At 42.3% G+C, this 22,806-nt stretch carries 22 protein-coding genes; 21 read left to right on the forward strand and 1 reads right to left on the reverse strand.

Translation table 11 applies throughout. The annotated features are described in order from the left end of the window. The first annotated feature begins 8 nt into the window (after positions 1–8). Genes BMZ06_RS06710 through icmF form a run of 4 tightly spaced genes read left to right on the forward strand, consistent with a single transcriptional unit; the run spans position 9 to position 6,018 of the window. On the forward strand, positions 9–1,148 hold the full coding sequence (locus tag BMZ06_RS06710; protein WP_014644862.1) for an acyl-CoA dehydrogenase: 1,140 nt from the start codon (positions 9–11) through the stop codon (positions 1,146–1,148). A gap of 34 nt (positions 1,149–1,182) precedes the next feature. After that, positions 1,183–2,121 (forward strand): methylmalonyl Co-A mutase-associated GTPase MeaB, encoded by a 939-nt coding sequence (meaB, locus tag BMZ06_RS06715; RefSeq protein WP_089751289.1) that lies wholly within the window; start codon positions 1,183–1,185, stop codon positions 2,119–2,121. 2 nt (positions 2,122–2,123) lie between these two features. Further along, the gene (locus tag BMZ06_RS06720) at positions 2,124–2,753 is read left to right on the forward strand and encodes a TetR/AcrR family transcriptional regulator (protein WP_089751290.1); all 630 of its coding nucleotides are present in this window, start codon (positions 2,124–2,126) and stop codon (positions 2,751–2,753) included. A gap of 19 nt (positions 2,754–2,772) precedes the next feature. Then, the gene (gene icmF / locus BMZ06_RS06725) at positions 2,773–6,018 is read left to right on the forward strand and encodes a fused isobutyryl-CoA mutase/GTPase IcmF (protein ID WP_089751291.1); all 3,246 of its coding nucleotides are present in this window, start codon (positions 2,773–2,775) and stop codon (positions 6,016–6,018) included. A 48-nt stretch (positions 6,019–6,066) separates the two neighbouring features. Here the strand turns inward: icmF and BMZ06_RS06730 are convergent, their stop codons facing one another. Continuing rightward, entirely contained in the window at positions 6,067–6,384 is a 318-nt protein-coding gene (locus tag BMZ06_RS06730) for a hypothetical protein (protein WP_089751292.1), read from the reverse strand. Positions 6,385–6,849: 465 nt separating this feature from the next. Here BMZ06_RS06730 and rpoE point away from each other — a divergent pair, with 465 nt between their 5' ends. The 17 genes from rpoE to BMZ06_RS06815 all read left to right on the forward strand — a co-directional run bounded on the left by rpoE (position 6,850) and on the right by BMZ06_RS06815 (position 22,787). Then, positions 6,850–7,386 (forward strand): DNA-directed RNA polymerase subunit delta, encoded by a 537-nt coding sequence (gene rpoE, locus BMZ06_RS06735; RefSeq protein ID WP_089751293.1) that lies wholly within the window; start codon positions 6,850–6,852, stop codon positions 7,384–7,386. Between the two features lie 183 nt (positions 7,387–7,569). Next, on the forward strand, positions 7,570–9,204 hold the full coding sequence (locus tag BMZ06_RS06740) for a CTP synthase (RefSeq protein WP_089751294.1): 1,635 nt from the start codon (positions 7,570–7,572) through the stop codon (positions 9,202–9,204). A gap of 1,031 nt (positions 9,205–10,235) precedes the next feature. After that, entirely contained in the window at positions 10,236–10,604 is a 369-nt protein-coding gene (locus BMZ06_RS06745; protein ID WP_089751295.1) for a response regulator, read from the forward strand. A gap of 159 nt (positions 10,605–10,763) precedes the next feature. Continuing rightward, a complete protein-coding gene (fba, locus tag BMZ06_RS06750; protein WP_089751296.1) occupies positions 10,764–11,627 on the forward strand; it encodes a class II fructose-1,6-bisphosphate aldolase in 864 nt (287 codons plus the stop codon). Positions 11,628–11,741: 114 nt separating this feature from the next. Further along, a complete protein-coding gene (fsa, locus tag BMZ06_RS06755; RefSeq protein WP_089751297.1) occupies positions 11,742–12,383 on the forward strand; it encodes a fructose-6-phosphate aldolase in 642 nt (213 codons plus the stop codon). A 68-nt stretch (positions 12,384–12,451) separates the two neighbouring features. Next, positions 12,452–13,738 carry a UDP-N-acetylglucosamine 1-carboxyvinyltransferase gene (locus BMZ06_RS06760; protein ID WP_089751298.1) on the forward strand — a complete coding sequence of 429 codons (1,287 nt, stop codon included), beginning with the start codon at positions 12,452–12,454 and terminating at the stop codon, positions 13,736–13,738. A 628-nt stretch (positions 13,739–14,366) separates the two neighbouring features. Next, positions 14,367–15,656, forward strand: a complete 1,290-nt coding sequence (gene rho, locus BMZ06_RS06770) for a transcription termination factor Rho (protein WP_089751300.1) — start codon at positions 14,367–14,369, stop codon at positions 15,654–15,656. A gap of 174 nt (positions 15,657–15,830) precedes the next feature. Then, entirely contained in the window at positions 15,831–16,076 is a 246-nt protein-coding gene (locus tag BMZ06_RS06775) for a type B 50S ribosomal protein L31 (protein WP_089751301.1), read from the forward strand. A 371-nt stretch (positions 16,077–16,447) separates the two neighbouring features. Continuing rightward, complete coding sequence (locus BMZ06_RS06780; protein ID WP_089751365.1) at positions 16,448–17,068, forward strand: thymidine kinase; 621 nt, start codon at positions 16,448–16,450, stop codon at positions 17,066–17,068. Positions 17,069–17,481: 413 nt separating this feature from the next. Next, positions 17,482–18,171 carry a Na-translocating system protein MpsC family protein gene (locus BMZ06_RS06785; RefSeq protein WP_089751302.1) on the forward strand — a complete coding sequence of 230 codons (690 nt, stop codon included), beginning with the start codon at positions 17,482–17,484 and terminating at the stop codon, positions 18,169–18,171. A gap of 64 nt (positions 18,172–18,235) precedes the next feature. After that, positions 18,236–18,529 carry a four-helix bundle copper-binding protein gene (locus BMZ06_RS06790; protein WP_089751303.1) on the forward strand — a complete coding sequence of 98 codons (294 nt, stop codon included), beginning with the start codon at positions 18,236–18,238 and terminating at the stop codon, positions 18,527–18,529. A 252-nt stretch (positions 18,530–18,781) separates the two neighbouring features. Continuing rightward, positions 18,782–18,949, forward strand: a complete 168-nt coding sequence (locus tag BMZ06_RS20605; RefSeq protein ID WP_175477817.1) for a hypothetical protein — start codon at positions 18,782–18,784, stop codon at positions 18,947–18,949. A gap of 111 nt (positions 18,950–19,060) precedes the next feature. Beyond that, positions 19,061–19,462 carry a hypothetical protein gene (locus tag BMZ06_RS06795; protein ID WP_089751304.1) on the forward strand — a complete coding sequence of 134 codons (402 nt, stop codon included), beginning with the start codon at positions 19,061–19,063 and terminating at the stop codon, positions 19,460–19,462. A 150-nt stretch (positions 19,463–19,612) separates the two neighbouring features. Then, a complete protein-coding gene (prfA, locus tag BMZ06_RS06800; RefSeq protein WP_089751305.1) occupies positions 19,613–20,683 on the forward strand; it encodes a peptide chain release factor 1 in 1,071 nt (356 codons plus the stop codon). A gap of 1 nt (position 20,684) precedes the next feature. Continuing rightward, a complete protein-coding gene (gene prmC, locus BMZ06_RS06805; protein ID WP_089751306.1) occupies positions 20,685–21,551 on the forward strand; it encodes a peptide chain release factor N(5)-glutamine methyltransferase in 867 nt (288 codons plus the stop codon). Between the two features lie 261 nt (positions 21,552–21,812). Next, positions 21,813–22,421 carry a stage II sporulation protein R gene (spoIIR, locus tag BMZ06_RS06810; protein WP_089751307.1) on the forward strand — a complete coding sequence of 203 codons (609 nt, stop codon included), beginning with the start codon at positions 21,813–21,815 and terminating at the stop codon, positions 22,419–22,421. 54 nt (positions 22,422–22,475) lie between these two features. After that, complete coding sequence (locus BMZ06_RS06815) at positions 22,476–22,787, forward strand: hypothetical protein (RefSeq protein WP_089751308.1); 312 nt, start codon at positions 22,476–22,478, stop codon at positions 22,785–22,787. Positions 22,788–22,806: the final 19 nt, after the last annotated feature.

Here is a 22,806-nt window from a genome sequence, read left to right on the forward strand (position 1 = left end):
AAACGAGAATGAATTTTACGCTGACAGAAGAACAGGAAATGCTGAGGAAAATGGTAAGAGACTTTGCCAAAAATGAGGTAGAACCTACGGCAGCAGAACGTGATGAAGAAGAACGGTTTGATCGTGAAATTTTCGATAAAATGGCGGAGCTTGGATTAACAGGAATTCCGTGGCCGGAAGAGTATGGGGGGATCGGCTCTGACTTCGTAAGCTACGCGATCGCTGTTGAGGAATTGTCGCGTATTTGCGCTTCTACAGGGGTCACATTATCTGCTCATATCTCATTAGCCAGCTGGCCGATTTATAAGTTTGGGAATGAAGAGCAGAAGAAAACATACCTTTCCCAGCTCGCAACTGGAGAAAAACTGGGCGCTTATGCACTATCTGAACCTGGGGCCGGCAGTGATGTTTCCTCCATGAAAACTCAAGCGAAATTAGACGGGGACCACTATGTGCTGAATGGCAATAAAGTGTGGATCACAAACGGTGGAGTAGCAGATATTTATATCGTATTTGCAAAAACCGATCCAGAAGCAGGAGGACGCGGGGTCAGCGGTTTTATCGTTGAAAAAGGAACGCCAGGATTTTCGTTTGGCAAGAAAGAGAAAAAGCTTGGTATCCGTTCTTCGCCTACGACCGAACTTATCTTTGAAGATTGTAAAATTCCCAAAGAAAACCTACTTGGAAAAGAAGGAGAAGGTTTTAAAATTGCGATGATGACGTTAGACGGCGGACGAAACGGAATAGCTGCTCAGGCAGTAGGGATCGCACAGGGAGCATTGGATGAAGCGGTAGCTTACGCAAAGGATCGAGAGCAATTCGGCAAGCCAATTGCGAAGCTTCAGGGCATTTCTTTTAAATTAGCTGATATGGCAACAGAAATTGAAGCGGCCCGGCTGCTTACCTACCAAGCCGCTTACTTTGAGTCAGAAGGACTCCCTTATTCGAAAGCTTCTGCCATGGCAAAATTGTATGCAGGCGATGCAGCGATGAGAATTACAACAGAAGCCGTACAAGTACATGGCGGCTATGGATATACCAAGGATTACCCTGTGGAACGTTATATGCGTGATGCGAAAATTACGCAGATTTATGAAGGAACTCAGGAGATCCAGCGTCTTGTAATCGGCCGAATGGTCAGCAGTTAATGAAAAAAGCTTCAAGCGGAAAGGGGCTGTCCCTATGCATCCACTTGCAGAACGAATACAAAAACAGGATATGCGAGCCCTTGCCCGCGCTATCACTCTTGTAGAAAACGATGATGACCAGAAATTAACATTAATGAGCGATATCTTTTCCATTAAAAAATCTGCTCATTACATCGGAATTACCGGGTCTCCAGGGGCAGGCAAAAGTTCGTTAATTAACAGACTACTAACCTATTTGCGCAGTCTGGATCTGAGTGTCGCGGTTATAGCGGTGGACCCCACTAGTCCATTCAGTGGCGGTTCGCTGCTAGGGGACCGGACCAGAATGAACCAGCATTTCATGGATCCCGGGATTTTCATTCGGAGTATGGCGACAAGAGGGAGCCTGGGAGGGCTTGCGCGCGCCACCAAGGACGCCATCCGTATCTGTGACGCTTACGGGTTTGATATAGTTCTCGTTGAAACGGTGGGAGTCGGTCAGTCTGAACTTGATATTATGAAAGTTGTGGATACGACAGGACTCGTTTTAACTCCCAACAGCGGGGATGTGCTCCAAATCTTTAAAGCAGGCATTATGGAAATAGCTGACCTGTTTGTTATTAATAAAGCCGATCTGCCAGGAGTAGAAAAGCTGAAGACGACACTTGAGGAGTATATGATGATTGCTCAGCCTAAAGGCTGGATTCCTCCTATTGTCCAGACGATTTCCACAGAGAACCATGGAATGGCTGAGTTATTTAAACGCATGAAAGAGCATCAGGATTATCTTTATGAAACAAGCCAAGGGTTCAAACGGAGAAAGCAGCAACTGACGCTTGAAGTCTATGAATTGATTCGTGAGGAAGTGTGGCGCGAGGTGAGAGATGCCATCGAAAAGGATTCTGCTAAGCTCAAGTCATTGAATGACGTGGAGGCAGATCCATACCAGCTGGCACACTCCTGGTTTCAAGAATGGATGAGTAAAGGAGAATGACGATGGCTGAAAACCAAGTTCCCTCTTCTATAAAAGATGAAGTCCTGGTATTAAAACGAAGAAATCAAATGATTAAAGGAGCGGTTACGCTATTTATTGAAAAAGGGTTCCATAAAACAACTACTCGCGAAATCGCGAAAGCATCTGGCTTTAGTATCGGTACCCTTTATGAATATATCCGTAAAAAGGAAGACGTACTCTTTCTCGTCTGTGATTCTATTTACCAGCGTGTAAAGGAACGTATGGAAGCTTCTATTGATCCCACCCAGACGAGTATAAAGAGTCTAATTCATGCAATACAATCCTATTTTCAGCTTATGGACGATATGCAGGACGAAGTTCTTGTGATGTATCAGGAAGTTAAATCATTGTCACGCGAGGCGCAGGACTATGTTCTTCAAAAAGAACGAGATATGGTAGCCATGCTTGAGCAGGTGATTTTGAACAGCTTACCTGAACATCACTCTAAAGAAGAAGTTAAGCTGATTGCCAATAATATATTTGTTCAAGGACAGATGTGGGGATTCAGGCGTTGGATTCTGCAGCGTTCTTTTACGCTGGAATCTTATACTGAAGGACAAATACAATTGCTTCTTCAAGGTCTGAACACCCAGGAAAAAGAAAGATCCTAACTAAAGGAGGAACTCGGACATGGAACAACCAACGGTTTATCAACCGAAAAACCCCGTCCGTTTTGTGACAGCATCGAGCTTGTTTGATGGACACGATGCTTCCATCAATATTATGAGGCGTATTCTGCAATCTACGGGAGCAGAAGTGATTCACCTCGGCCATAACCGCTCTGTCGAAGATGTGGTAAATGCGGCTGTGCAGGAAGATGTGCAGGGAATTGCTATTTCTTCTTATCAAGGCGGACATGTGGAATACTTTAAATATATGGTAGATCTGCTAAACCAAAAAGGAGCTGGACACATACGTGTTTACGGCGGAGGCGGAGGCGTAATCATTCCGAGGGAAATTAAAGAGCTGCATGACTATGGCGTCGCTCGAGTATTCTCACCGGAAGATGGGCGCACGTTAGGTCTACAGGGAATGATTAATCAGATGATCGAAGAATGTGATTTTATTCCACCGCTTAACGTGGAAAAAGGAATTGAAGAACTGACAGAGGGAAATCACCAGGCGATAGCCCGGTTTATTACTTATGTAGAAAATACCCCGAAAGAAGAGCGGGAAGCAGTAGCCGCTTTTGAAACCGCCGTTGAAAATACCCAGGAGAAGACGATCCCTGTCCTTGGAATTACAGGTACAGGAGGAGCGGGAAAAAGCTCCCTTACCGATGAATTAATTCGTCGGTTTATAAACGAAATTCCTGATAAAAAGATAGCTATCCTTTCTGTGGACCCGACGAAAAAGAAAACAGGCGGCGCCCTGCTTGGAGACCGTATTCGTATGAATGCAATTTTCAACCAAAGGGTTTATATGAGATCACTTGCTACGAGGGAAGCTCGTTCGGAGCTTTCTACAGCCGTTGAAGAGTCGATTCACGTTCTGAAGGCTGCCGGCATGGACATGATCATTGTAGAGACGAGCGGTATCGGGCAGGGGGATGCGGCGATTACCGACATTACCGATTTATCGATGTATGTGATGACTTCCGAATTTGGGGCGCCATCTCAATTGGAGAAAATTGATATGATTGATTTTGCCGATTTTATTGTCATCAATAAGTTTGAGCAAAAAGGTTCTGAAGATGCTATGAATCAGGTTAAAAAACAATATCAGAGGAGCCACATGCTGTTTCATGAAGACAATGCACAGTTTCCTGTTTACGGAACGATTGCGAGCCAATTTAATGATCCTGGTACCAATACACTTTTTGCAGCCATTGTCGATCAGTTGAACGAAAAATTCTCCTGGCAGGACGACACCTCTTTTGAGCGCGTAAGCAAAGTAGAGAAGCAGAATGTAATTATTCCTAATGATCGTAAACAATACTTACGAGATCTTTCACTCGCTGTCCGCGACTATCACGAAAACGCAAAAACACAGGCTGAAAAAGCCCGCAAACTTTATCAATTGAAGGGAACGCTTGAACAGCTTGAGGACGAAGCCGCAAAAGCGAGTATTGAGCAGCTTATTGAAGATTATGAACGAACAATAGACCGTGAGGCAAAAGAAAAATTGGACGACTGGGATGATTTGCATAAACGCTACAGTGGGGATACCTACACCTTCAAAGTGAGAGAAAAGGAAATTACAATGGATCTTACAACCGAAAGCTTGACCGGTTTGAAAGTTCCTAAAGTCGCTCTGCCTAAGTATTCAGATTGGGGTGACCGCGTCAGCTGGCTGCTCAGGGAAAATGTGCCTGGCGCTTTTCCATTTACCGCAGGAGTGTTCCCGTTTAAACGTAAAGGAGAAGATCCTAAACGCCAGTTTGCCGGAGAAGGTACACCGGAACGTACCAACCGTCGTTTCCATTATTTATCTGAGGGAGACGAAGCTAAGCGTTTGAGTACAGCTTTTGATTCGGTCACACTGTACGGTGAAGACCCAGATGAGCGGCCGGATATTTACGGTAAAGTCGGGGAGAGCGGTGTGAATATTTGTACGCTGGAAGATATGAAAAAGCTGTATGATGGCTTTGATTTAATCGACCCGACAACTTCGGTTTCCATGACCATTAACGGTCCTGCTCCGATCATTTTAGCAATGTTTTTCAATACAGCGATTGATCAGCAGCTTGATAAATTCCGGGAAGAGCAAGGACGTGAACCTAATCGTGAAGAAGCGGAAGAGGTGAAAGCCCGAACGATTAACGTGGTTCGAGGCACCGTTCAGGCCGATATCCTGAAAGAAGATCAGGGTCAGAATACATGTATTTTCTCTACAGAATTTGCCCTCCGTATGATGGGAGACATTCAGCAGTATTTTATTGATCATCAAGTGCGGAACTATTATTCCGTCTCCATATCCGGGTATCATATTGCAGAAGCAGGAGCGAACCCGATTACGCAGCTTGCGTTCACGCTCGCAAATGGTTTTACGTATGTCGAATATTATTTGAGCCGCGGGATGGACATCAACAAATTCGCGCCTAATCTGTCCTTCTTTTTCTCAAATGGACTGGACCCTGAATATACCGTTCTCGGACGGGTCGCACGCAGAATATGGGCAATCGTTATGCGCGACAAGTACGGAGCCAACGAGCGCAGTCAAAAGCTGAAATATCATATTCAAACGTCTGGGCGATCCTTGCACGCACAGGAAATTGATTTTAATGATATTCGGACTACGCTGCAAGCTTTAATTGCCATCCAGGACAATTGTAACTCGCTTCATACTAATTCATACGATGAAGCCATCACAACGCCTACAGAGGAATCCGTCCGACGGGCTATGGCGATCCAAATGATTATCAGTAAAGAATTCGGTCTAACCAAAAATGAGAATTCATTGCAAGGTTCATATATTATCCGTGAACTTACAGATTTGGTAGAAGAAGCAGTGCTGCAGGAATTCGAACGGATTAATGACCGCGGGGGAGTACTTGGAGCGATGGAGCGTCAGTACCAGCGAGGTAAGATTCAGGAAGAGTCCCTTTATTATGAGGGCAAAAAACATTCAGGTGAGCTGCCAATTGTTGGAGTGAATACGTATCTAAACCCTACCCCTCCTTCTGAAGATGAAATTGACTCCATGGAGTTAGCCCGCGCTTCTAAAGAAGAAAAGGAGCATCAGATCCGGGAACTTCGTAGATTTCAGGAAGCCAATCAAAGCGAAACGGAAGAAGCACTCAACCGTTTGAAAGACACAGCGAGCGGCGGAGGAAACATCTTTGAAGAACTGATGGAAACCGTCCGTGTGGCGAGTCTTGGTCAGATAACTCACGCACTTTACGAAGTAGGCGGACAGTACAGAAGAAATATGTAAATGAATAACGCCCTGCCTCTTAAATAGAGGCAGGGCGTTTGAGTGGGGCTAGTGGCCGCCACCGATTTGATCCTCATCATGCGCCTGATTAATCTCTTTAACGTATGGCTTATTGATACCGTACCATTCATAGGTGAGTTCATAATTCTCACCAGCTTCAAGGACCATCCATGTGCTGGAGTCCTTCACTTTGATTTTCTTTCCATCGACTTTAATGTAGTATTCGTCCTCTTCATGGGTCTTCTCTGAAATCGTAGCTTCTGTTAAGTGTTTAGAATGAATTTTACCATAGCTGGTAAACAGCCAGATCGAAACAGCTATGACGGCTATGATGGTGGCAAACCAGTTAAAAGGATGGGCTTTCACGTTAATCTCTCCTTTAATAGTTCTATGTCTACAATATTTTAGGACCTGCTAAATCTCCGTGTTGATTTTTCATGTAAGCTCCTGATTCTTGAACAGCGGTTTCAGCTAGATAGAAAGTTCCTGACTAACGCTCTCCAACTAAAAGGTACGGAAGAGAGACTTCCAGATAACGATGCCATAATTGAATAACTCTCTTATGAAAAATCAACAATATACATTTTAACATAGCTTTATTTTAAAATATTTTGAGGCAAACACCAAATATCCTGTCTAAATAGTTTTTGGTAGATGTTTATATTCATACATGCTTGGTTAGAAAGGAATACAAAAGGGTAGGAGAACCCTTGCGATAATCTATTTGATTTTTAAAAGACCTAATCATATAATGGGTGGTATGATTAAATGTGATTCGTATGCCTATGAGGTCACTTATCCTATTTTGTGAATATAAAGGAGTGCTGGATCGTGAGCGTAAAAGAACTGAGCAAAGATCAGATTAATGAAACATCAATGATTGAACTTGCAACGATCATTTTGGAAGAGGAAAGAGAAGCGATCGACTTTAATGAAATCTTCCACCGTATTGCCAAATTGAAAGGTTTTACAGAAGCTGAGAAAGAACAGTATATTGCGCAGTTTTATACTGACATGAATATCGATGGCGGATTTATGACCATTGGTACAAATAGATGGGGACTGAAAAAATGGTATCCAGTAGAGCAAATGGAAGAAGAAATTGCTAATCTTCCTCAGAAACGTAAGAAGAAAAAGAAAAAGCCTTCCAAGCTTCTGGAAGATGAACTGGGTGTATCTGAGTATGATAGCAACGAAGAAGATGACCTGGAAGAAGATGTAGAACTTACCGATGAAGATCTCGATCTCGATGATGACGATGATTATGATGGAGATTATGAAGATGATGACTTGGATGAAGAGGAAGAAGAGATCGTAGAAGACGACGTGAGCTTCGTAGGCGATGAAGATGAGGACGACAATAAATAAAAACGGCGGTTGACTTTCAAAACCGATATAAGTACAATCTTATTTGGGCTCTTTAATTTCTGACACGAAATAATCGAACGCTCCCCAAGTGTGGGGAGCGTTTTTTGTTTTTTATGTGCGAGTAGCGATGAATGGGTAATTGAATCCATTCATCAAATGTTTATTTATAGTGAATAACTAATAATGACTAATAGAGAAAGAGGGATCGTAGTGGCGAAAGAGACGAAGTATATATTTGTAACTGGCGGTGTGGTATCTTCCTTAGGAAAAGGAATTACAGCTGCGTCATTAGGGAGATTATTAAAAAATCGAGGGCTTAAAGTAACAATTCAGAAGTTCGATCCCTACATTAACGTGGATCCGGGGACTATGAGTCCTTATCAGCACGGAGAAGTATTCGTAACGGATGATGGAGCAGAAACGGACTTGGATTTAGGTCACTATGAACGCTTCATCGATATTAATTTGAATAAATTTAGTAACGTAACCACAGGTAAAGTGTATTCAAACGTAATTAAGAAAGAACGCCGAGGAGATTACCTGGGAGGGACTGTCCAGGTTATCCCGCATATAACCAATGAAATAAAAGATCGCGTCTTTCGTGCTGCTCATGAAACGAATGCAGACGTTGTCATTACAGAAATTGGAGGTACCGTTGGCGATATTGAATCACTGCCATTCCTGGAAGCCATTCGTCAAATTAAGAGTGATATTGGCCGTGATCACGTTATGTATATCCATTGCACCCTGGTTCCTTATTTGAAAGCTGCTGGTGAAATGAAGACAAAACCAACCCAGCACAGTGTTAAAGAATTACGTTCTCTCGGTATACAGCCGGACGTCATCGTATTGCGTACAGAAATGGAAATCTCTGAGGATATGAAAGAAAAAATTGCGCTTTTCTGCGATATCAACAAAAACGCTGTAATCGAAGCGGGAGATGCAGATACTTTGTACAACGTACCTATTACCCTTCAAGAGCAGAATTTAGATCAGCTTACTTGTGATCACTTTGGTCTGGAGTGCCCGCCAGCTGATATGACAGAATGGAATCAGCTTATTAATCAGGTGAAGAACCTTGAAGAGAAAGCGACCATTGCCCTTGTAGGGAAGTACGTAGAGCTTCCGGATGCTTATATTTCAGTGGTAGAGGCTCTGAAACACGCAGGCTATAGCTTTAATGCGGATGTTGAAGTGAAGTGGGTCAATTCAGAATTTATCACAAGCTCAAATGTGCAAGAGCAATTACAGGATGCTGATGGTATTCTCGTTCCTGGTGGATTTGGAGATCGTGGAATTGAAGGGAAAATCGAAGCTATTCGCTATGCGCGTGAGCATCGTGTACCTTTCCTTGGTATCTGTCTGGGCATGCAGCTGGCAACCGTGGAATTCGCTCGCAATGTACTGGGACTGAAAGGGGCACACTCGGCTGAAATTAATCCATCTACTCCGCACCCGATCATCGATCTTCTTCCTGAGCAGAAAGAGGTTTCGGATCTTGGTGGCACACTTCGACTGGGCATCTATCCATCCCGTCTGAAGGAAGGTTCCAGGGCTTTGGAAGCTTATGGGGAAGAAGTTATATATGAACGCCACCGTCACCGTTTTGAGTTCAATAATCATTATCGTGATCAGATGGAAGCAGCTGGTTTCAACTTCTCTGGAACTAGCCCTGATGGAAGATTAATCGAAATTATTGAAGTAGAGGACCACCCTTGGTTTGTGGCCAGCCAATTCCATCCGGAGTTTAAATCTCGTCCTACTCGCCCTCAAGAGCTTTTCTATGGCTTTGTAGGCGCAGCTATGAATCAGAAGTAGTAAATATGTAATAAAAAAGATGTTACGACAATTTTGTTGTAACATCTTTTTTTGCAGGCTATCTAAACATAATGGGAAGTGTTAACTTTCCTTGTTGCAGATAAGCTCCCGTTTGTTGAAGACTCAGTTTCCAGATAAATGGGTCCGTTACTAAAATGGGGATGAGGGTTGGTGGGGAAATAACTCGTCTTGTTCCATCACCCAGACACTCGAGACATAAGCCGTTCATCAACGGACGGAAAGACCACCGTCCTTTTGATGGTCGGCTTATGCTGATCGTGTCTTTCGGGGTGATTCCACATTTGAACACTTTCCTATGGGGGAACGGTGAGCTTCCTCGCTCGTTTCACTCTCTGCGGGATCTCACCTAGTCCCTTCTCCCATGGGAGTCTCGCCATTTCCCCACCAACCCAACTATAACGCTGCGAACGGACCCTGCTATAGCAGAAAGGAACCATGCTGCATCTGCCTCAAATGCTTATAGTACAGGGTTCCTACACGTAAACACACGTAAAAACCACTATGGATCATAGATGATCCTGGTTCATTGGAACGCGATTATGCAGACATTTTGAGCTCTCCATGATCGCAAAGGGGCGGAAGGGAACGGCGAAGACTCCTGCGGGATGAACATGATCGGTGAGATCCCGCAGGGCTGTTAAGCCCGAGGAAGCTCACCACATGCCCGCGGAAAGCGAGTCGTTCCCTGGAGCCCCTTTTCCACACAATATCTCGAAACTGAGTCTTACAGTAACCGGCCCGATTGTTCAAAAAGCTCTAATGAAAAATTACCTTTATGCATGATAGGGTCATGTGTACATAAACAATTTAAGGTTTAATAGGCTTTTATATCCTGCCGTGTTAAATTACAAAAATCGACTATCTTCATCTCAAAACAAGAGAAATTCAGGGTTCGAACATGTGTGCGCAGGAGAACTGCTTCTAATCATCGAACTAAACATGCAGAGAGAAACAAGAGGACTAGGAGATAAGGTGTATATTTACTAATATTCGAAAGGCAGGGATAAACCATGTCGAACAAAATACTAATCGTAGATGATCAGGCTGGTATTAGGCTGTTACTTGAAGAAATTTTAAAAAGCGAGGGATATGAAACGATAAGCGCTAAAACAGGAAAACAAGCTTGTGAACTAGCTGAACAACAAAGCATCGACCTTGTGATTATGGATTACAATCTGCCGATCATGAATGGAAGTGAAGTGTTGGCTCATCTGGATGGAATTGGTTTTACAGCACCGGTTCTTATTATTACAGGCCGGTCCAGAGAATCCATTGAAAATGCTATGGAATATTCTTTCGTACAGGAAATTATATTAAAGCCTTTTGATATCCATAAATTGAAAGAAATGGTATCTGGAACCTTAACACATAGTAGATAAACTAATATTTTTAAAATGTAAGCGTTATACCGGTTTTAGAGTGTTGCACCTGGGATAGGGTATTGGTATTCTATTACTGTGAGTAAACTTGCATGGTATAATTTCATATGGAAATATACGTGTAGAGTATAGATCGTATTTATAAAAGGAGGATCTTTCATGCCACTGGTATCAATGAAAGAAATGCTAGAAACAGCTAAGGAAGAACGTTACGGAGTAGGACAGTTTAACCTTAACAATCTTGAATATGCACAAGCAATCCTGCAGGCTGCTGAAGAAGAGCAATCTCCAGTAATCCTAGGAGTGTCCGAGGGTGCTGGTCGATATATGGGCGGCTTTAACGTCGTGGTTGACATGGTTAAAGCGCTTATGAAATCTTATGGTACAACTGTACCGGTAGCGATTCACCTTGATCATGGTTCAAGCTTTGAAAAATGTGCAGAGGCAATCCACGCAGGATTTACTTCTGTTATGATTGATGCTTCCCATGATCCGCTTGAAGAAAACATCGCACTAACTAAAAAAGTAGTGGAATTAGCACACATCCATGGTGTTTCTGTAGAAGCAGAACTTGGCCGTGTAGGTGGTCAAGAAGATGATATTATCGTAGATGATGCTGAAGCAGCTTACGCAATTCCATCTGAGTGTAAGAAACTAGTGGACGAAACAAATGTTGATGTATTTGCTCCGGCTCTTGGTTCCGTGCACGGTCCTTATAAAGGTGAACCAAACCTAGGTTTTGACCGCATGGAAGAAATCATGGGTCTTGTAGACAAACCGCTTGTTCTTCACGGTGGTACTGGAATTCCAACAGCCGATGTGAAAAAAGCGATCTCGTTCGGAACAGCAAAAATCAACGTAAATACTGAAAGCCAAATGGCTCAAGGAAAAGCTGTGCGTCAAGTATTAGCTGAACAGCCTGAGCAGTATGATCCTCGTAAATATCTTGGACCAGGACGTGACGCGATTAAAGAAACAGTAATCGGAAAAATGCGTGAATTTGGTTCCTCTCAAAAAGCATAATCACTCAAGAACAGGAAGCCGTTACATCGTAGCGGTTTCCTTTTCCACATGAATGAAAACGCAATCATTCGACAATTTTCACTAAATCAAATATTTGGAAGGTGGATTTAAAATATGAAGTTCTTTATTGATACAGCGAACATTGATCATATCCGTGAGGCTAAATCACTAGGTTTACTATCTGGAGTAACAACAAATCCGAGTCTCGTAGCGAAAGAAGGAGTTTCCTTCCACGAACGCTTGAAGGAAATCACAGGTGAAATAGACGGTTCTGTCAGTGCGGAAGTCGTTTCAGAAGATGCTGAGTCTATGGTTGAAGAAGGTAAAGAGCTTGCAGCTATTGCTCCTAATATTACGGTGAAAGTTCCTATGACGCTTGAAGGTCTAAAGGCTGTTAAAATCTTAAGTGGATTGAATATCCAAACAAACGTCACTCTCATTTTTTCTGCCAACCAAGCATTAATGGCTGCCCGTGCTGGAGCTTCTTACGTTTCTCCGTTCCTTGGCCGATTGGATGATATTGGTCAAAACGGGATGGAGCTGGTGGCACAGCTCTCCGAAATATTCGACCGTCATGCAATTGATACAGAAATCATTGCAGCTTCGGTGCGTCATCCAATACATGTAACAGAAGCCGCTATTCACGGAGCTCATATTGCGACCGTTCCTTACAAAATTTTCGAGCAGATTGTTCAGCATCCACTTACGGAACAAGGGATTGAAAAATTTCTTAATGATTGGAACAATCAAAAATAACGTGTTAAATGGTAAAAATTGCACATAATAAGGTCATCAACTTTTACCTTTAAAGCGAGGAGTATCTCATGCATAAATTATTAGTAGAAGGTGGATCGCGTTTGCGTGGACAAGTCCGCGTAAGCGGTGCGAAAAACAGTGCCGTTGCTTTGCTTCCGGCAGCTATTCTAGCTGATTCTCCAGTCACAATTGAAGGACTTCCTGATATTTCGGACGTTGGGATTTTGTCCGATCTTTTAGAAGAAATCGGAGGCACGGTGAAAAAAGATGGACGAACCATCCACATCGACCCTTCCCAAATGGTTTCCATGCCACTTCCAAATGGAAAAGTGAAAAGGATGAGGGCCTCTTATTATTTCATGGGAGCGATGCTTGGACGGTTTAATAAGGCGGTTATCGGCCTGCCGGGAGGTTGTCATTTAGGACCAAGGCCGATTGACCAGCATATTAAAGGCTTCGAGGCATTAGGGGCTGAAGTGACAAACGAGCAAGGGGCAATTTATCTTCGGGCTGAAGAGTTGCGTGGTGCGCGAATATACTTAGATGTTGTAAGTGTAGGAGCTACTATCAATATTATGCTTGCTGCTGTGAGAGCCAAAGGAAAGACGGTAATTGAAAATGCAGCAAAAGAGCCTGAAATCATTGATGTAGCTACACTACTCACAAGTATGGGGGCCAAAATTAAAGGAGCGGGAACGGATGTTATCCGGATTGAGGGAGTGCAGGAACTAAAAGGTTGCTTGCATACGATTATTCCTGACCGAATTGAAGCCGGAACCTATACGATTATGGCTGCGGCTCAAGGGGATGAAATGATCATTGATAATGTTATTCCTCAGCACCTTGAATCCTTACTTGCTAAGTTGCGTGAAATGGGCGTAACGATCGAGGAAAATGACGAACAATTATATGTACGTCCTGGGAAGCATCTGCGAAGTGTAGATATTAAGACGCTTGTATATCCAGGGTTCCCTACCGATTTACAACAGCCGCTCACTTCTCTGCTTACAAAAGCAGAAGGGACAGGAATTGTAACGGATACCATTTACCAGGCCCGTTTTAAACACGTGGATGAACTACGACGTATGAATGCTGCTATAAAAGTCGAAGGCGGCTCAGCTATCGTCGCTGGTCCTTCCAAATTACAAGGAGCAAAGGTAAAGGCTTCAGACCTTCGTGCTGGTGCTGCTCTTGTAATTGCAGGGTTGATGGCAGAAGGAATCACGGAAATCACAGGTGTCGATCACATTGAGCGAGGATATGAAAACATTACGAATAAGTTGATTGAACTCGGTGCTAACGTCTGGTATGAGGAAATGTCAGAGAGAGAAATTGAACAATTTCAGAATTCCTAGATATTCGGTGAACCTGAGCAAAAGTTAAATGATCCTGCACGGTGCTGACGCCGTGGTAATTCCTATGGCTTTTGACCAAACGAGGCAGAACTCCTCTGATTGGTTCAGATTGGCCATTGGAAGCTGCCTGTTTGCTGCTTTCAAATGTTTAGGTGGAGACAATCAAGGGAAGCTACTACCATCTAAAGAGGAAGACCTTGAGAGAGCTAAAAGCATAAAGGTAGTAACGGCGTCCATCAAGTGAAAGTAACGATAGCGTTTTTATTGACTAAAGAATTGTGACAGGTAAACCATCTGTAACTGAGCCAAACCTTTAAAATCTGGAAGCCGGGTTCCCGGCTTCCTCCTATTCTACGAAAAGATTCCGCACGTCATCTCAGCACGTTCCCAAACTTTACGATTGAATCCTCAGGAGGACAAGAGTACAATATAGGTTGTTCGATAGAGATAGAAGAGAATGGACTGTTTATCCCTCCGTAAGCTTCAGAAACTAACTTCACTTAACTTCTCCTTTTACTTTCATTCCGACATTACAGAGAAGTCAATTTTCTTTCCACATTAATAAGCTTACATTGGAAAAAATTCCCGTTCAGACTCGAATAGAAATAAAAATAAAAGTGGTGATTTTGTGGCAGATTTAACCATCTCCAATTTAGAGACGATGACGTTAAAGGGACTTTATGCGAAGGCACGACAGTACAAAGTCTCCTATTATGCAAAACTGACAAAAAGAGAATTAATCTTCGCTATATTGAAAGCGCAGGCCGAAAAAGATGGCTTTTTATTTATGGATGGAATTTTAGAGATCATTCCATCAGAAGGGTTTGGTTTTCTCCGCCCGATTAACTATTCTCCAAGTGCTGAGGATATCTATATCTCCGCTTCCCAAATTCGACGATTTGACTTAAGGAATGGAGACAAAGTATCTGGTAAGGTACGTCCACCAAAAGAAAATGAACGTTACTATGGATTGCTGCACGTAGATGCCGTTAACGGAGAAGATCCTGATTCAGCAAAAGAGAGGGTGCATTTCCCTGCTCTTACACCTCTGTATCCGGATCGTCATATGAAATTAGAGACAGAGTCTAAAAAACTTTCTACACGTGTGATGGATGTTATTTCCCCGGTGGGTTATGGCCAGCGCGGACTCATTGTAGCACCTCCAAAAGCTGGTAAGACGATGCTGCTTAAGCAAATGGCGAACAGTATAACCACTAACCATCCTGACGCAAAGCTCATCATTTTACTTGTCGATGAGCGTCCGGAAGAGGTTACGGATATTGAACGCTCCGTCCATTCCGATGTAGATGTAGTCAGCTCTACCTTTGATGAAGTTCCAGAGAACCATATTAAAGTATCAGAGCTTGTTTTAGAACGTGCCATGCGCTTAGTAGAGCATAAGCGTGATGTTATTATCCTGATGGATAGTATCACCAGACTCGCTAGAGCCTACAACTTAGTCATTCCTCCAAGTGGACGAACGCTTTCCGGGGGAATTGATCCCGCTGCCTTTCACCGTCCCAAACGCTTTTTTGGAGCGGCCAGAAATATCGAAGAAGGCGGGAGCATGACTATATTGGCTACTGCGTTAGTGGATACAGGCTCTCGTATGGATGATGTCATCTATGAGGAATTTAAAGGAACAGGCAATATGGAGCTTCACCTGGATCGAAGTCTGGCTGAGCGCCGTATCTTTCCAGCAATTGATTTACTTCGGTCAGGGACCCGTAAAGAAGAACTGCTTCTTAAAAAAGATCATTTAGAAAAAATATGGGCCATACGTAAAATGATGTCTGACGCGCCTGATTTCTCAGAACGATTTATGAAACGACTCAGAAATTCTCAAAACAATGAAGAATTTTTTGAAATGATGAATAAGGATATGCAGGGCAAATCAGCTCAAGGAAGACGTTCCTAGGAATCGGAAACTATTTTAACCTCAGACCATGCAGGATCTAATCTTGCAATGGGGGGTGTACCCTGTTATAATCTTTCTATGTGAGTTTCAGTAAAAGGTGTTTAAACTAACCTTCGACGGCTCTTACAATAACTCTGTTTCTAAAGGAATCAGGGCAAAAAGGAGTGGAAGAACATGAAATCAGGAATTCATCCAGAATACCGTAAAGTTGTATTCCTAGACACAAGTTCTAATTTCAAGTTTCTAACCGGATCTACTCAAGCATCCGAAGAAACGATCGAGTGGGAAGATGGAAACACTTATCCATTGATCCGTGTCGAGATTAGTTCTGCGTCTCATCCGTTCTACACTGGCAAACAGAAAGCTGACAAAGCTGGTGGCCGTGTGGATCGCTTCAAGAAAAAATATAACCTTTCATAATAATGAGCGCCTATCCTTATGGATGGATGCTGCATCATTTTGAACAAAAACAGGCAAATTGTCTTTATGGTTTGCCTGTTTTTTTGTCAAAAATGACTGAAAATAGGGGGAGAAAACCTTTTTTCAGAAATGAACCGAAAACAAGAGGGTTAACATAAGTGAAACTATATTGTGGAACTGAAAAGTGGCTACTTTATAGTTTTGTGTATGTTTGGATTGGTTACTCGAGTCTCTATAATTTTTATACAAAGAGCTGTCCTTGATGGTCCATGAGCGATTGGTCAGTCGTTCAGAAGCGGAAATCAGGAGGGCTCTTTTTTAATGAAACCTTGGTGACATGTTGATTGTGTAAGAAGGGAGCGACAGTGGACGTGTATGTAATGAAGCAAAGCGGATGGGTAGAAGTCATTTGTGGAAGTATGTTCAGTGGAAAATCGGAGGAATTAATTCGCCGGGTACGCCGTGCAACGTTTGGCAACTTAACGGTTCGTGTATATAAACCGGCCGTTGATAATCGTTATAAAGAAGATGCAGTCGTGTCTCACAACGGCACTTCGGTTATGGCGCGCCCTATGAAAGAATCGCTGGATATCCTGAGCGATGTGGGTGATGAAGTTGATATCGTTGGGATTGATGAAGTACAGTTTTTTGACGAACACATTGTAGAAGTAGCAGAATGTCTGGCTGATCGGGGGATTCGTGTCATTACTGCAGGACTGGATACAGATTTCCGTGGAGAACCTTTTGGTAAGATGCCGGAGATGATGGCTCTTAGTGAGAGTATCACTAAATTAAATGCAATTTGTCCTATATGTGGTTCGCCGGCAAGCAGAACACAGCGTTTAATTGATGGAAAACCAGCTTCTTATCACGATCCCATTATTTTGGTTGGGGCATCTGAATCTTACGAACCGCGCTGCCGCCATCACCATGAAGTTCCTCATAAACCCAGGCAGCAGCAAGTAAAAGCGGCCTATGCTGAAAGAAAATAAATAGAAACAGGAAAACCGGATGTGTAGAATGTACACACCCGGTTTTTTAATTATTGGCTGTCCTGTAATTAAACGAAGTATGATGATTTTGCCTGGCGTTAGAGATGCAAGCATAAGTAGCTCTGTGAAAGGGTGCTCTGATTAATATCTCTATAGCCGCTTAGGAAATACACAATTTGTAGAAGTACGCCCTGTAAAAGACGCTTGATTCCTCATAAGAATCTTCTTGCCTGCGAGATCTATCCATCTGTTTTGTTTTTTTAGAAAAGTAACTCATTTAACAATTAGAATTTCTATATTCTTAAATTTAGTCTTATTTATAATTTTGGATGTATTGGGGAACGTTTAATATAACAATGCTAGTGGAAAGTTGTTTAAAGACTATAAAAATGCTTTTTAAAAGGATGACATGTATGGAGGAACGTTCACTGCAATCTGAAATATCCAGCTATATTGGTAAGCTTTTGCGTGATAACTTCGGAAAAGGACCGGCTTCCGTTTACGTTACCATTCAAAAACCGTATGTAACTATTTACTTGAAGGATTTTCTGGCTCCCATGGAAAAGCTCCTGGTAGGTCAGAATAATAAAGATAAAGTAGAGGAAACCCGTGATTTACTTATGCAGGAATTAATCCCTGATATTAAAGCGACATTCCGTGCCACAGCGGGAATAGAATTGAACTCCCTTTATTACGACTGGTCGCTGACAAATCGTACAGGGATGATAATTGGAGTTATTCAATCAGATGAAGAGTTAGATCCGTCCGTGAAGGATTATCAGCACAAAGCGGCTCTTCAAGAAGAAATAAAAAAAGTCTCCAAGCAAGCGGAAAAAGTACCGGAATCGGTTAACTCTTTTAAAATCAACGACCGGACAATAGTAGTAGAACGTAATGGTATACTTGTGGCTATTGAAAAAGAAATGATTCGTTCAGGATTTGGTGAACAACTAAGAATGGCCAAGCGCCATCTTGAGAAAAGACTGCTTCATCAACTGTCTTTAGAAAAAGTGTTACAGCGTAAAGTTGAAGACATCTTTGTGGATTGGGATTTTGATTCGGATTTTAGTCATATTATTATTATCGTGAAGCCTGAAAGCTAAGAGTCGAAAAGAAAGCTTTTTTTCAAAATGTGTGACATTCCCGTGTAGGAAAGGTGGAATAACGATGCCTGTGACTGGTTCCAGCCCATTACTAAAAAAAGCTGATTTGTTAAAAAATTGCTGTCAAGCTTATGCTTATGCTGTAGAGGTTCATCAGAATAACAGCCGAATGGCGGAAGATATGTGCAAGTCCTGTGCGGAAGTCTGCCGGACATGTGCGGAAGAATGTCTTAAACTTGAACAAGATTCTCTCAGTGAAGATACGTATCAAATGTGTTTAAAGTATGCAGAGATGTGTGAAAAAATTATGGGTTTTCAAACCCGCTCTACAAAAAAAGAGTGGAAAGAATCCATATAGCCTGACTTTAGTCCCCTTTTATTCAAGTAGATTCTATACTATAATAGTAATTAGAGATAGTTCAAATAAGTGCTGTCTATTATATGAATTTAAATTACAATTTCAAATTATACCTCCGGTAAAGTTTGACTAGAGAATAGAGCTAGGCAAAAGCCGAAAAGACCACTATAAGTGGCCTTTTCGGCTTTTGTCTTTTTGAATTGTAAAATAATGTGAGCGTCTTGTTTATGGACAAGAGAAAGGGGTCTTGAAATGACTTATCGCATTGTTGGTGTAGATGATTATCATACAGTTATCGAATTTAGAAAAGATAACAAAGAAATCACGTTCAAAAGTTACGGTGAAGCAGAGAAATATAAACAGCTTATTACTAAAGAAGCGATTATACCAAGTAAGTATAAACTGACTATAAAAGAATAAAAGCAGGAAGGTGCATTCCCAAAAAGGGAGGCACCTTTTTTACTTTGTAAACCATACATAAACACATTGGTCTGAGAGAACAATAACGGTAAAAGAGAAGAGGTGATTGTCATGGTTCGGTACACGATAGTCGTTCTTGCGGCCGTAGTGTTTCTCTCAGGGTGCGGACTTCAAGTGGATAAATATCAAGGGCAGACAAGCAGAGACGACGTGGAAAATATGGGTATGAATGAGAAGATAACGACGGATACACAAAACCCTCGTTTAATTAAATATGTTGGTGACTCATGGGGGCTGAAACAAGACCGAAAGCTTATTAAAGAAGCTGCCGCTGAAGTGCCAGGTGTGGAAGTGAAACGAGTCATTCTGGAAGCGAGTCAAGTCTGGGTTTCGGTTGATATGAAAAATGAAGATAAAATGTCGGATGAAGAAATTGAAGAGTGGAAATCTGAAATCAAGCAAGCCGTATATAAAGCTGTTCCACGCTACAATATTCATGTGAAGATTAAATAAGGAATGTGCCTGGTCGTCTTCTTTTTTGAAAGACCCAGGCCTTTTTCGCAGCTAGCATCCAGGTTCTTCAGATTAGTGAAGGAGCTCAGGTTGTATCCGCGAGTTCTCTATAATATAATTATACTGTTATGGAGAAAGAGGTGCATACCATTGATCGAACGCTTACAAACATTGGAAGATCGTTATGAAAAATTAAACGAGCTATTAAGTGATCCTGAAGTCATTTCTGACACGAATAAACTTCGCGAATACTCTAAAGAGCAGTCCGGTCTGCAGGAGACCGTAGAGGCTTACAGAGAATATAAAGAGGTTACCGAGCAAAGGAACGATGCCAGAGCGATGCTTGATGATAACCTTGACGATGATATGGAAGAAATGGTAAAGGAAGAACTTAATGAACTCTCTCAGAAGAAACAGGAATTAGAAGAACGTCTGAAAGTCCTCATGCTTCCGAGTGATCCTAATGATGATAAAAACGTTATTATGGAAATACGCGGTGCGGCCGGAGGCGATGAAGCTGCTTTATTTGCTGGCGACCTTTACCGCATGTATGCCCGCTACGCTGAAATGCAAGGCTGGAAAACCGAAGTTATTGAAGCTCATCCCAACGATGTAGGTGGATATAAAGAGATTATCTTTATCGTGAACGGTGAACGTGCTTATTCTAAAATGAAATTTGAAAACGGAGCTCACCGTGTCCAGCGTGTACCTGAGACAGAGTCAGGAGGACGAATTCATACATCTACGGCTACTGTTGTGGTTATGCCAGAAGCGGAAGAAGTAGAAGTGGAAGTACATGATAAAGATATCAGGGTCGATACGTTTGCTTCAAGTGGACCAGGGGGACAGAGTGTCAATACGACCATGTCAGCTGTCCGTTTGACTCATGAGCCGACCGGTATCGTTGTTTCCTGTCAGGATGAAAAATCTCAGATCAAGAACAAAGAGAAAGCGATGAAGGTTCTTCGTGCTCGTATTTATGATAAATTCCAGCAGGAAGCTCAAGCGGAATACGATGAAAGTCGTAAATCTGCAGTCGGTACTGGTGACCGCTCAGAGCGTATTCGTACGTATAATTTCCCGCAGACGCGTGTTACAGACCATAGAATTGGTTTAACCTTACAAAAGCTGGATCAAGTTCTTCAAGGGAATATGGACGAAATTCTTGAGGCTCTTCTTATTGAGGAGCAGACGAAGAAGCTTGAGCAGCTTGGTGAATAACATGAATTCAAATTTTACTACGATTCAGGAAGCCCGTCACTGGGCTTCCGTTTTTTTGGGTAATCATACGCGGGAAGTAAGAGTAGCGGATTTATTGCTGGAGCATTTCTTAAACATGTCTTTTGCACAACTATTAGCTTATGAAAAAGACCCTTTTCCGGAAAGTAAGCGTGAGATCTTTGTGGATAGTGTACGGATTCATGCTGAAACCGGCATGCCTGTCCAGCATATAATAGGAGAGGCTGACTTTTATGGCAGAAGCTTTTCAGTGGACTCAAATGTTTTAGTTCCACGCTCTGAAACGGAAGAACTGGTAGAAGGTATCTTGAAATGGGTGGAAAGCTCTAAGAAGGACAAGCCTCAAATAGCGGATATAGGTACAGGAAGCGGTATTATTGCTATAACACTGGCGCTCGAACTGAACCAAGCAGATGTATATGCAAGCGATATTTCTGAGGAAGCACTGCAAACCGCATCCGGCAATGCTCAAAAGCTTGGAGCGGATATTCAGTTTATTCAAGGTGATTTTTATGCACCGTTCAAGGAGATACCGGTCGATATTGTGGTTTCCAATCCGCCATACATTTCACATGTAGATAAGGATTTGATGGATGACACAGTGGTGAATTTTGACCCGGCTCTTGCCTTATTTGCGGATAGGGAAGGACTGGCAGCTTACGATACGATTATGAAACAGATGAAGGAGTCGGACCATCGTCCTTCTTTAATCGCTTTTGAAATTGGACATCTCCAAGGGAATGCGGTAAAAGAAATAATTCAAAGTAGCCTTCCTGAGTACACGGTAGAGATTCGTAAAGACATTAATAAAAAAGACAGAATGGTGTTTGCGAGCCGTGTTTCCAGCTAACCTTTACAAGAATCTGAATGACTGAACGGGGGAAAAGTTTGCTTTTGTTAGAAATGCCTCGTTCAGATCTTATAAATCGAATGGCTTCCTACCTATCCATTCGATCCAAATAATAGGATTGTGTTCAGCTTCCAGTTCAAAGTGTACGTTAAGAGTGCCCTTATGATTTTACAGGGAATAGGTTCATAGATTGATAGGTTTAAATTCTTCCACCTCTGCCTATACTAGCAACTAACAGAGGGACAGGGAGGACTTACCAAAATGAAAAACACCGTACGCTTATTACTGGCATTATTAATTATAATTGTCGTATTACCTTGGGGGCAAAGCACAGGAGCTGAGTGGAAACAATATCAAGTTATTCCTGATGAGGCTATTCGTCTTCGCATACTAGCTGACAGCAATGATCAAAAGGATCAGCAGATTAAACGACTTGTACGGGATGAAGTAAATCATGAAATTAACAGGTGGGTAAAAGATATAACTTCCATTGAAGAAGCTAGAGATATGATTCAAAATCGTCTTCCTGAGATTGAAAAAGTAGTAGCAGCAACCCTCGAGAAAGAAGGTATAAACTACTCTTTTGAAGTAGATTATAATGATTCCGTTACGTTTCCTGCTAAATTGTATGGTACATATATGTACCCGGCCGGTGAATATGAAGCCATTTTAATCACTCTGGGGCAAGGGACAGGAGATAATTGGTGGTGTGTATTATTTCCGCCTCTATGTTTTCTTGACTTCTCCAACGGCACAAGCGTAGCACAAGCCGAGGAAAAAAATTCAGATAAAATAGAAGCTGAACCTGCAGAGGATGAAAAAGAAGTGAAATTCTTTGTGATCAAACTTTGGGATAAACTATTTTCCTAGCATATCATCCACACCCTTTTTCATAATGTAGAAGAAAAGGGGTGTGGATGATTCGTGTATATTGAAAAAATGGACGAGAAACTCTACTATTTAAAAGAAGGAAAGCGTAAGATTGGATATTTTCATCTGAGTGCTCAAGGGAATGGGATATTCAAATTAGAGCAGCTGCATGTAGTTTCCCAGGTTTCACCCAGTCAGATTCTGGGTGTTTTTGAATTGATTCAGTATTATGCGCAGTCACAGAAGATGGATGAAATTCATGTGGACAGCCATTCGGGAGCCCTTGATCATATCCTGCAGCATCAGCGTTTTGAACGGCAAGATGTCGAAAAATGCTTGTGGGTATATAAGGTTATTCACAACTAACTGTGTACAAACAGGTTAC

It is taken from the genome of Halobacillus alkaliphilus (genome assembly GCF_900113125.1).
In the GTDB taxonomy this organism is placed as follows: Bacteria; Bacillota; Bacilli; order Bacillales; family Halobacillaceae; genus Halobacillus; species Halobacillus alkaliphilus.

What these genes read in the sequence shown, in the direction of transcription:
- BMZ06_RS06790 (WP_089751303.1), top strand. Translation starts at nt 18,236, where the DNA reads ATGCCTGTGACTGGTTCCAGCCCATTACTAAAAAAAGCTGATTTGTTA.
- BMZ06_RS20605 (WP_175477817.1), top strand. Translation starts at nt 18,782, where the DNA reads ATGACTTATCGCATTGTTGGTGTAGATGATTATCATACAGTTATCGAA.
- BMZ06_RS06710 (WP_014644862.1), top strand. Translation starts at nt 9, where the DNA reads ATGAATTTTACGCTGACAGAAGAACAGGAAATGCTGAGGAAAATGGTA.
- fba (WP_089751296.1), top strand. Translation starts at nt 10,764, where the DNA reads ATGCCACTGGTATCAATGAAAGAAATGCTAGAAACAGCTAAGGAAGAA.
- BMZ06_RS06795 (WP_089751304.1), top strand. Translation starts at nt 19,061, where the DNA reads ATGGTTCGGTACACGATAGTCGTTCTTGCGGCCGTAGTGTTTCTCTCA.
- meaB (WP_089751289.1), top strand. Translation starts at nt 1,183, where the DNA reads ATGCATCCACTTGCAGAACGAATACAAAAACAGGATATGCGAGCCCTT.
- BMZ06_RS06775 (WP_089751301.1), top strand. Translation starts at nt 15,831, where the DNA reads ATGAAATCAGGAATTCATCCAGAATACCGTAAAGTTGTATTCCTAGAC.
- BMZ06_RS06785 (WP_089751302.1), top strand. Translation starts at nt 17,482, where the DNA reads ATGGAGGAACGTTCACTGCAATCTGAAATATCCAGCTATATTGGTAAG.
- icmF (WP_089751291.1), top strand. Translation starts at nt 2,773, where the DNA reads ATGGAACAACCAACGGTTTATCAACCGAAAAACCCCGTCCGTTTTGTG.
- BMZ06_RS06760 (WP_089751298.1), top strand. Translation starts at nt 12,452, where the DNA reads ATGCATAAATTATTAGTAGAAGGTGGATCGCGTTTGCGTGGACAAGTC.
- BMZ06_RS06740 (WP_089751294.1), top strand. Translation starts at nt 7,570, where the DNA reads ATGACTAATAGAGAAAGAGGGATCGTAGTGGCGAAAGAGACGAAGTAT.
- BMZ06_RS06720 (WP_089751290.1), top strand. Translation starts at nt 2,124, where the DNA reads ATGGCTGAAAACCAAGTTCCCTCTTCTATAAAAGATGAAGTCCTGGTA.
- fsa (WP_089751297.1), top strand. Translation starts at nt 11,742, where the DNA reads ATGAAGTTCTTTATTGATACAGCGAACATTGATCATATCCGTGAGGCT.
- prmC (WP_089751306.1), top strand. Translation starts at nt 20,685, where the DNA reads ATGAATTCAAATTTTACTACGATTCAGGAAGCCCGTCACTGGGCTTCC.
- BMZ06_RS06745 (WP_089751295.1), top strand. Translation starts at nt 10,236, where the DNA reads ATGTCGAACAAAATACTAATCGTAGATGATCAGGCTGGTATTAGGCTG.
- spoIIR (WP_089751307.1), top strand. Translation starts at nt 21,813, where the DNA reads ATGAAAAACACCGTACGCTTATTACTGGCATTATTAATTATAATTGTC.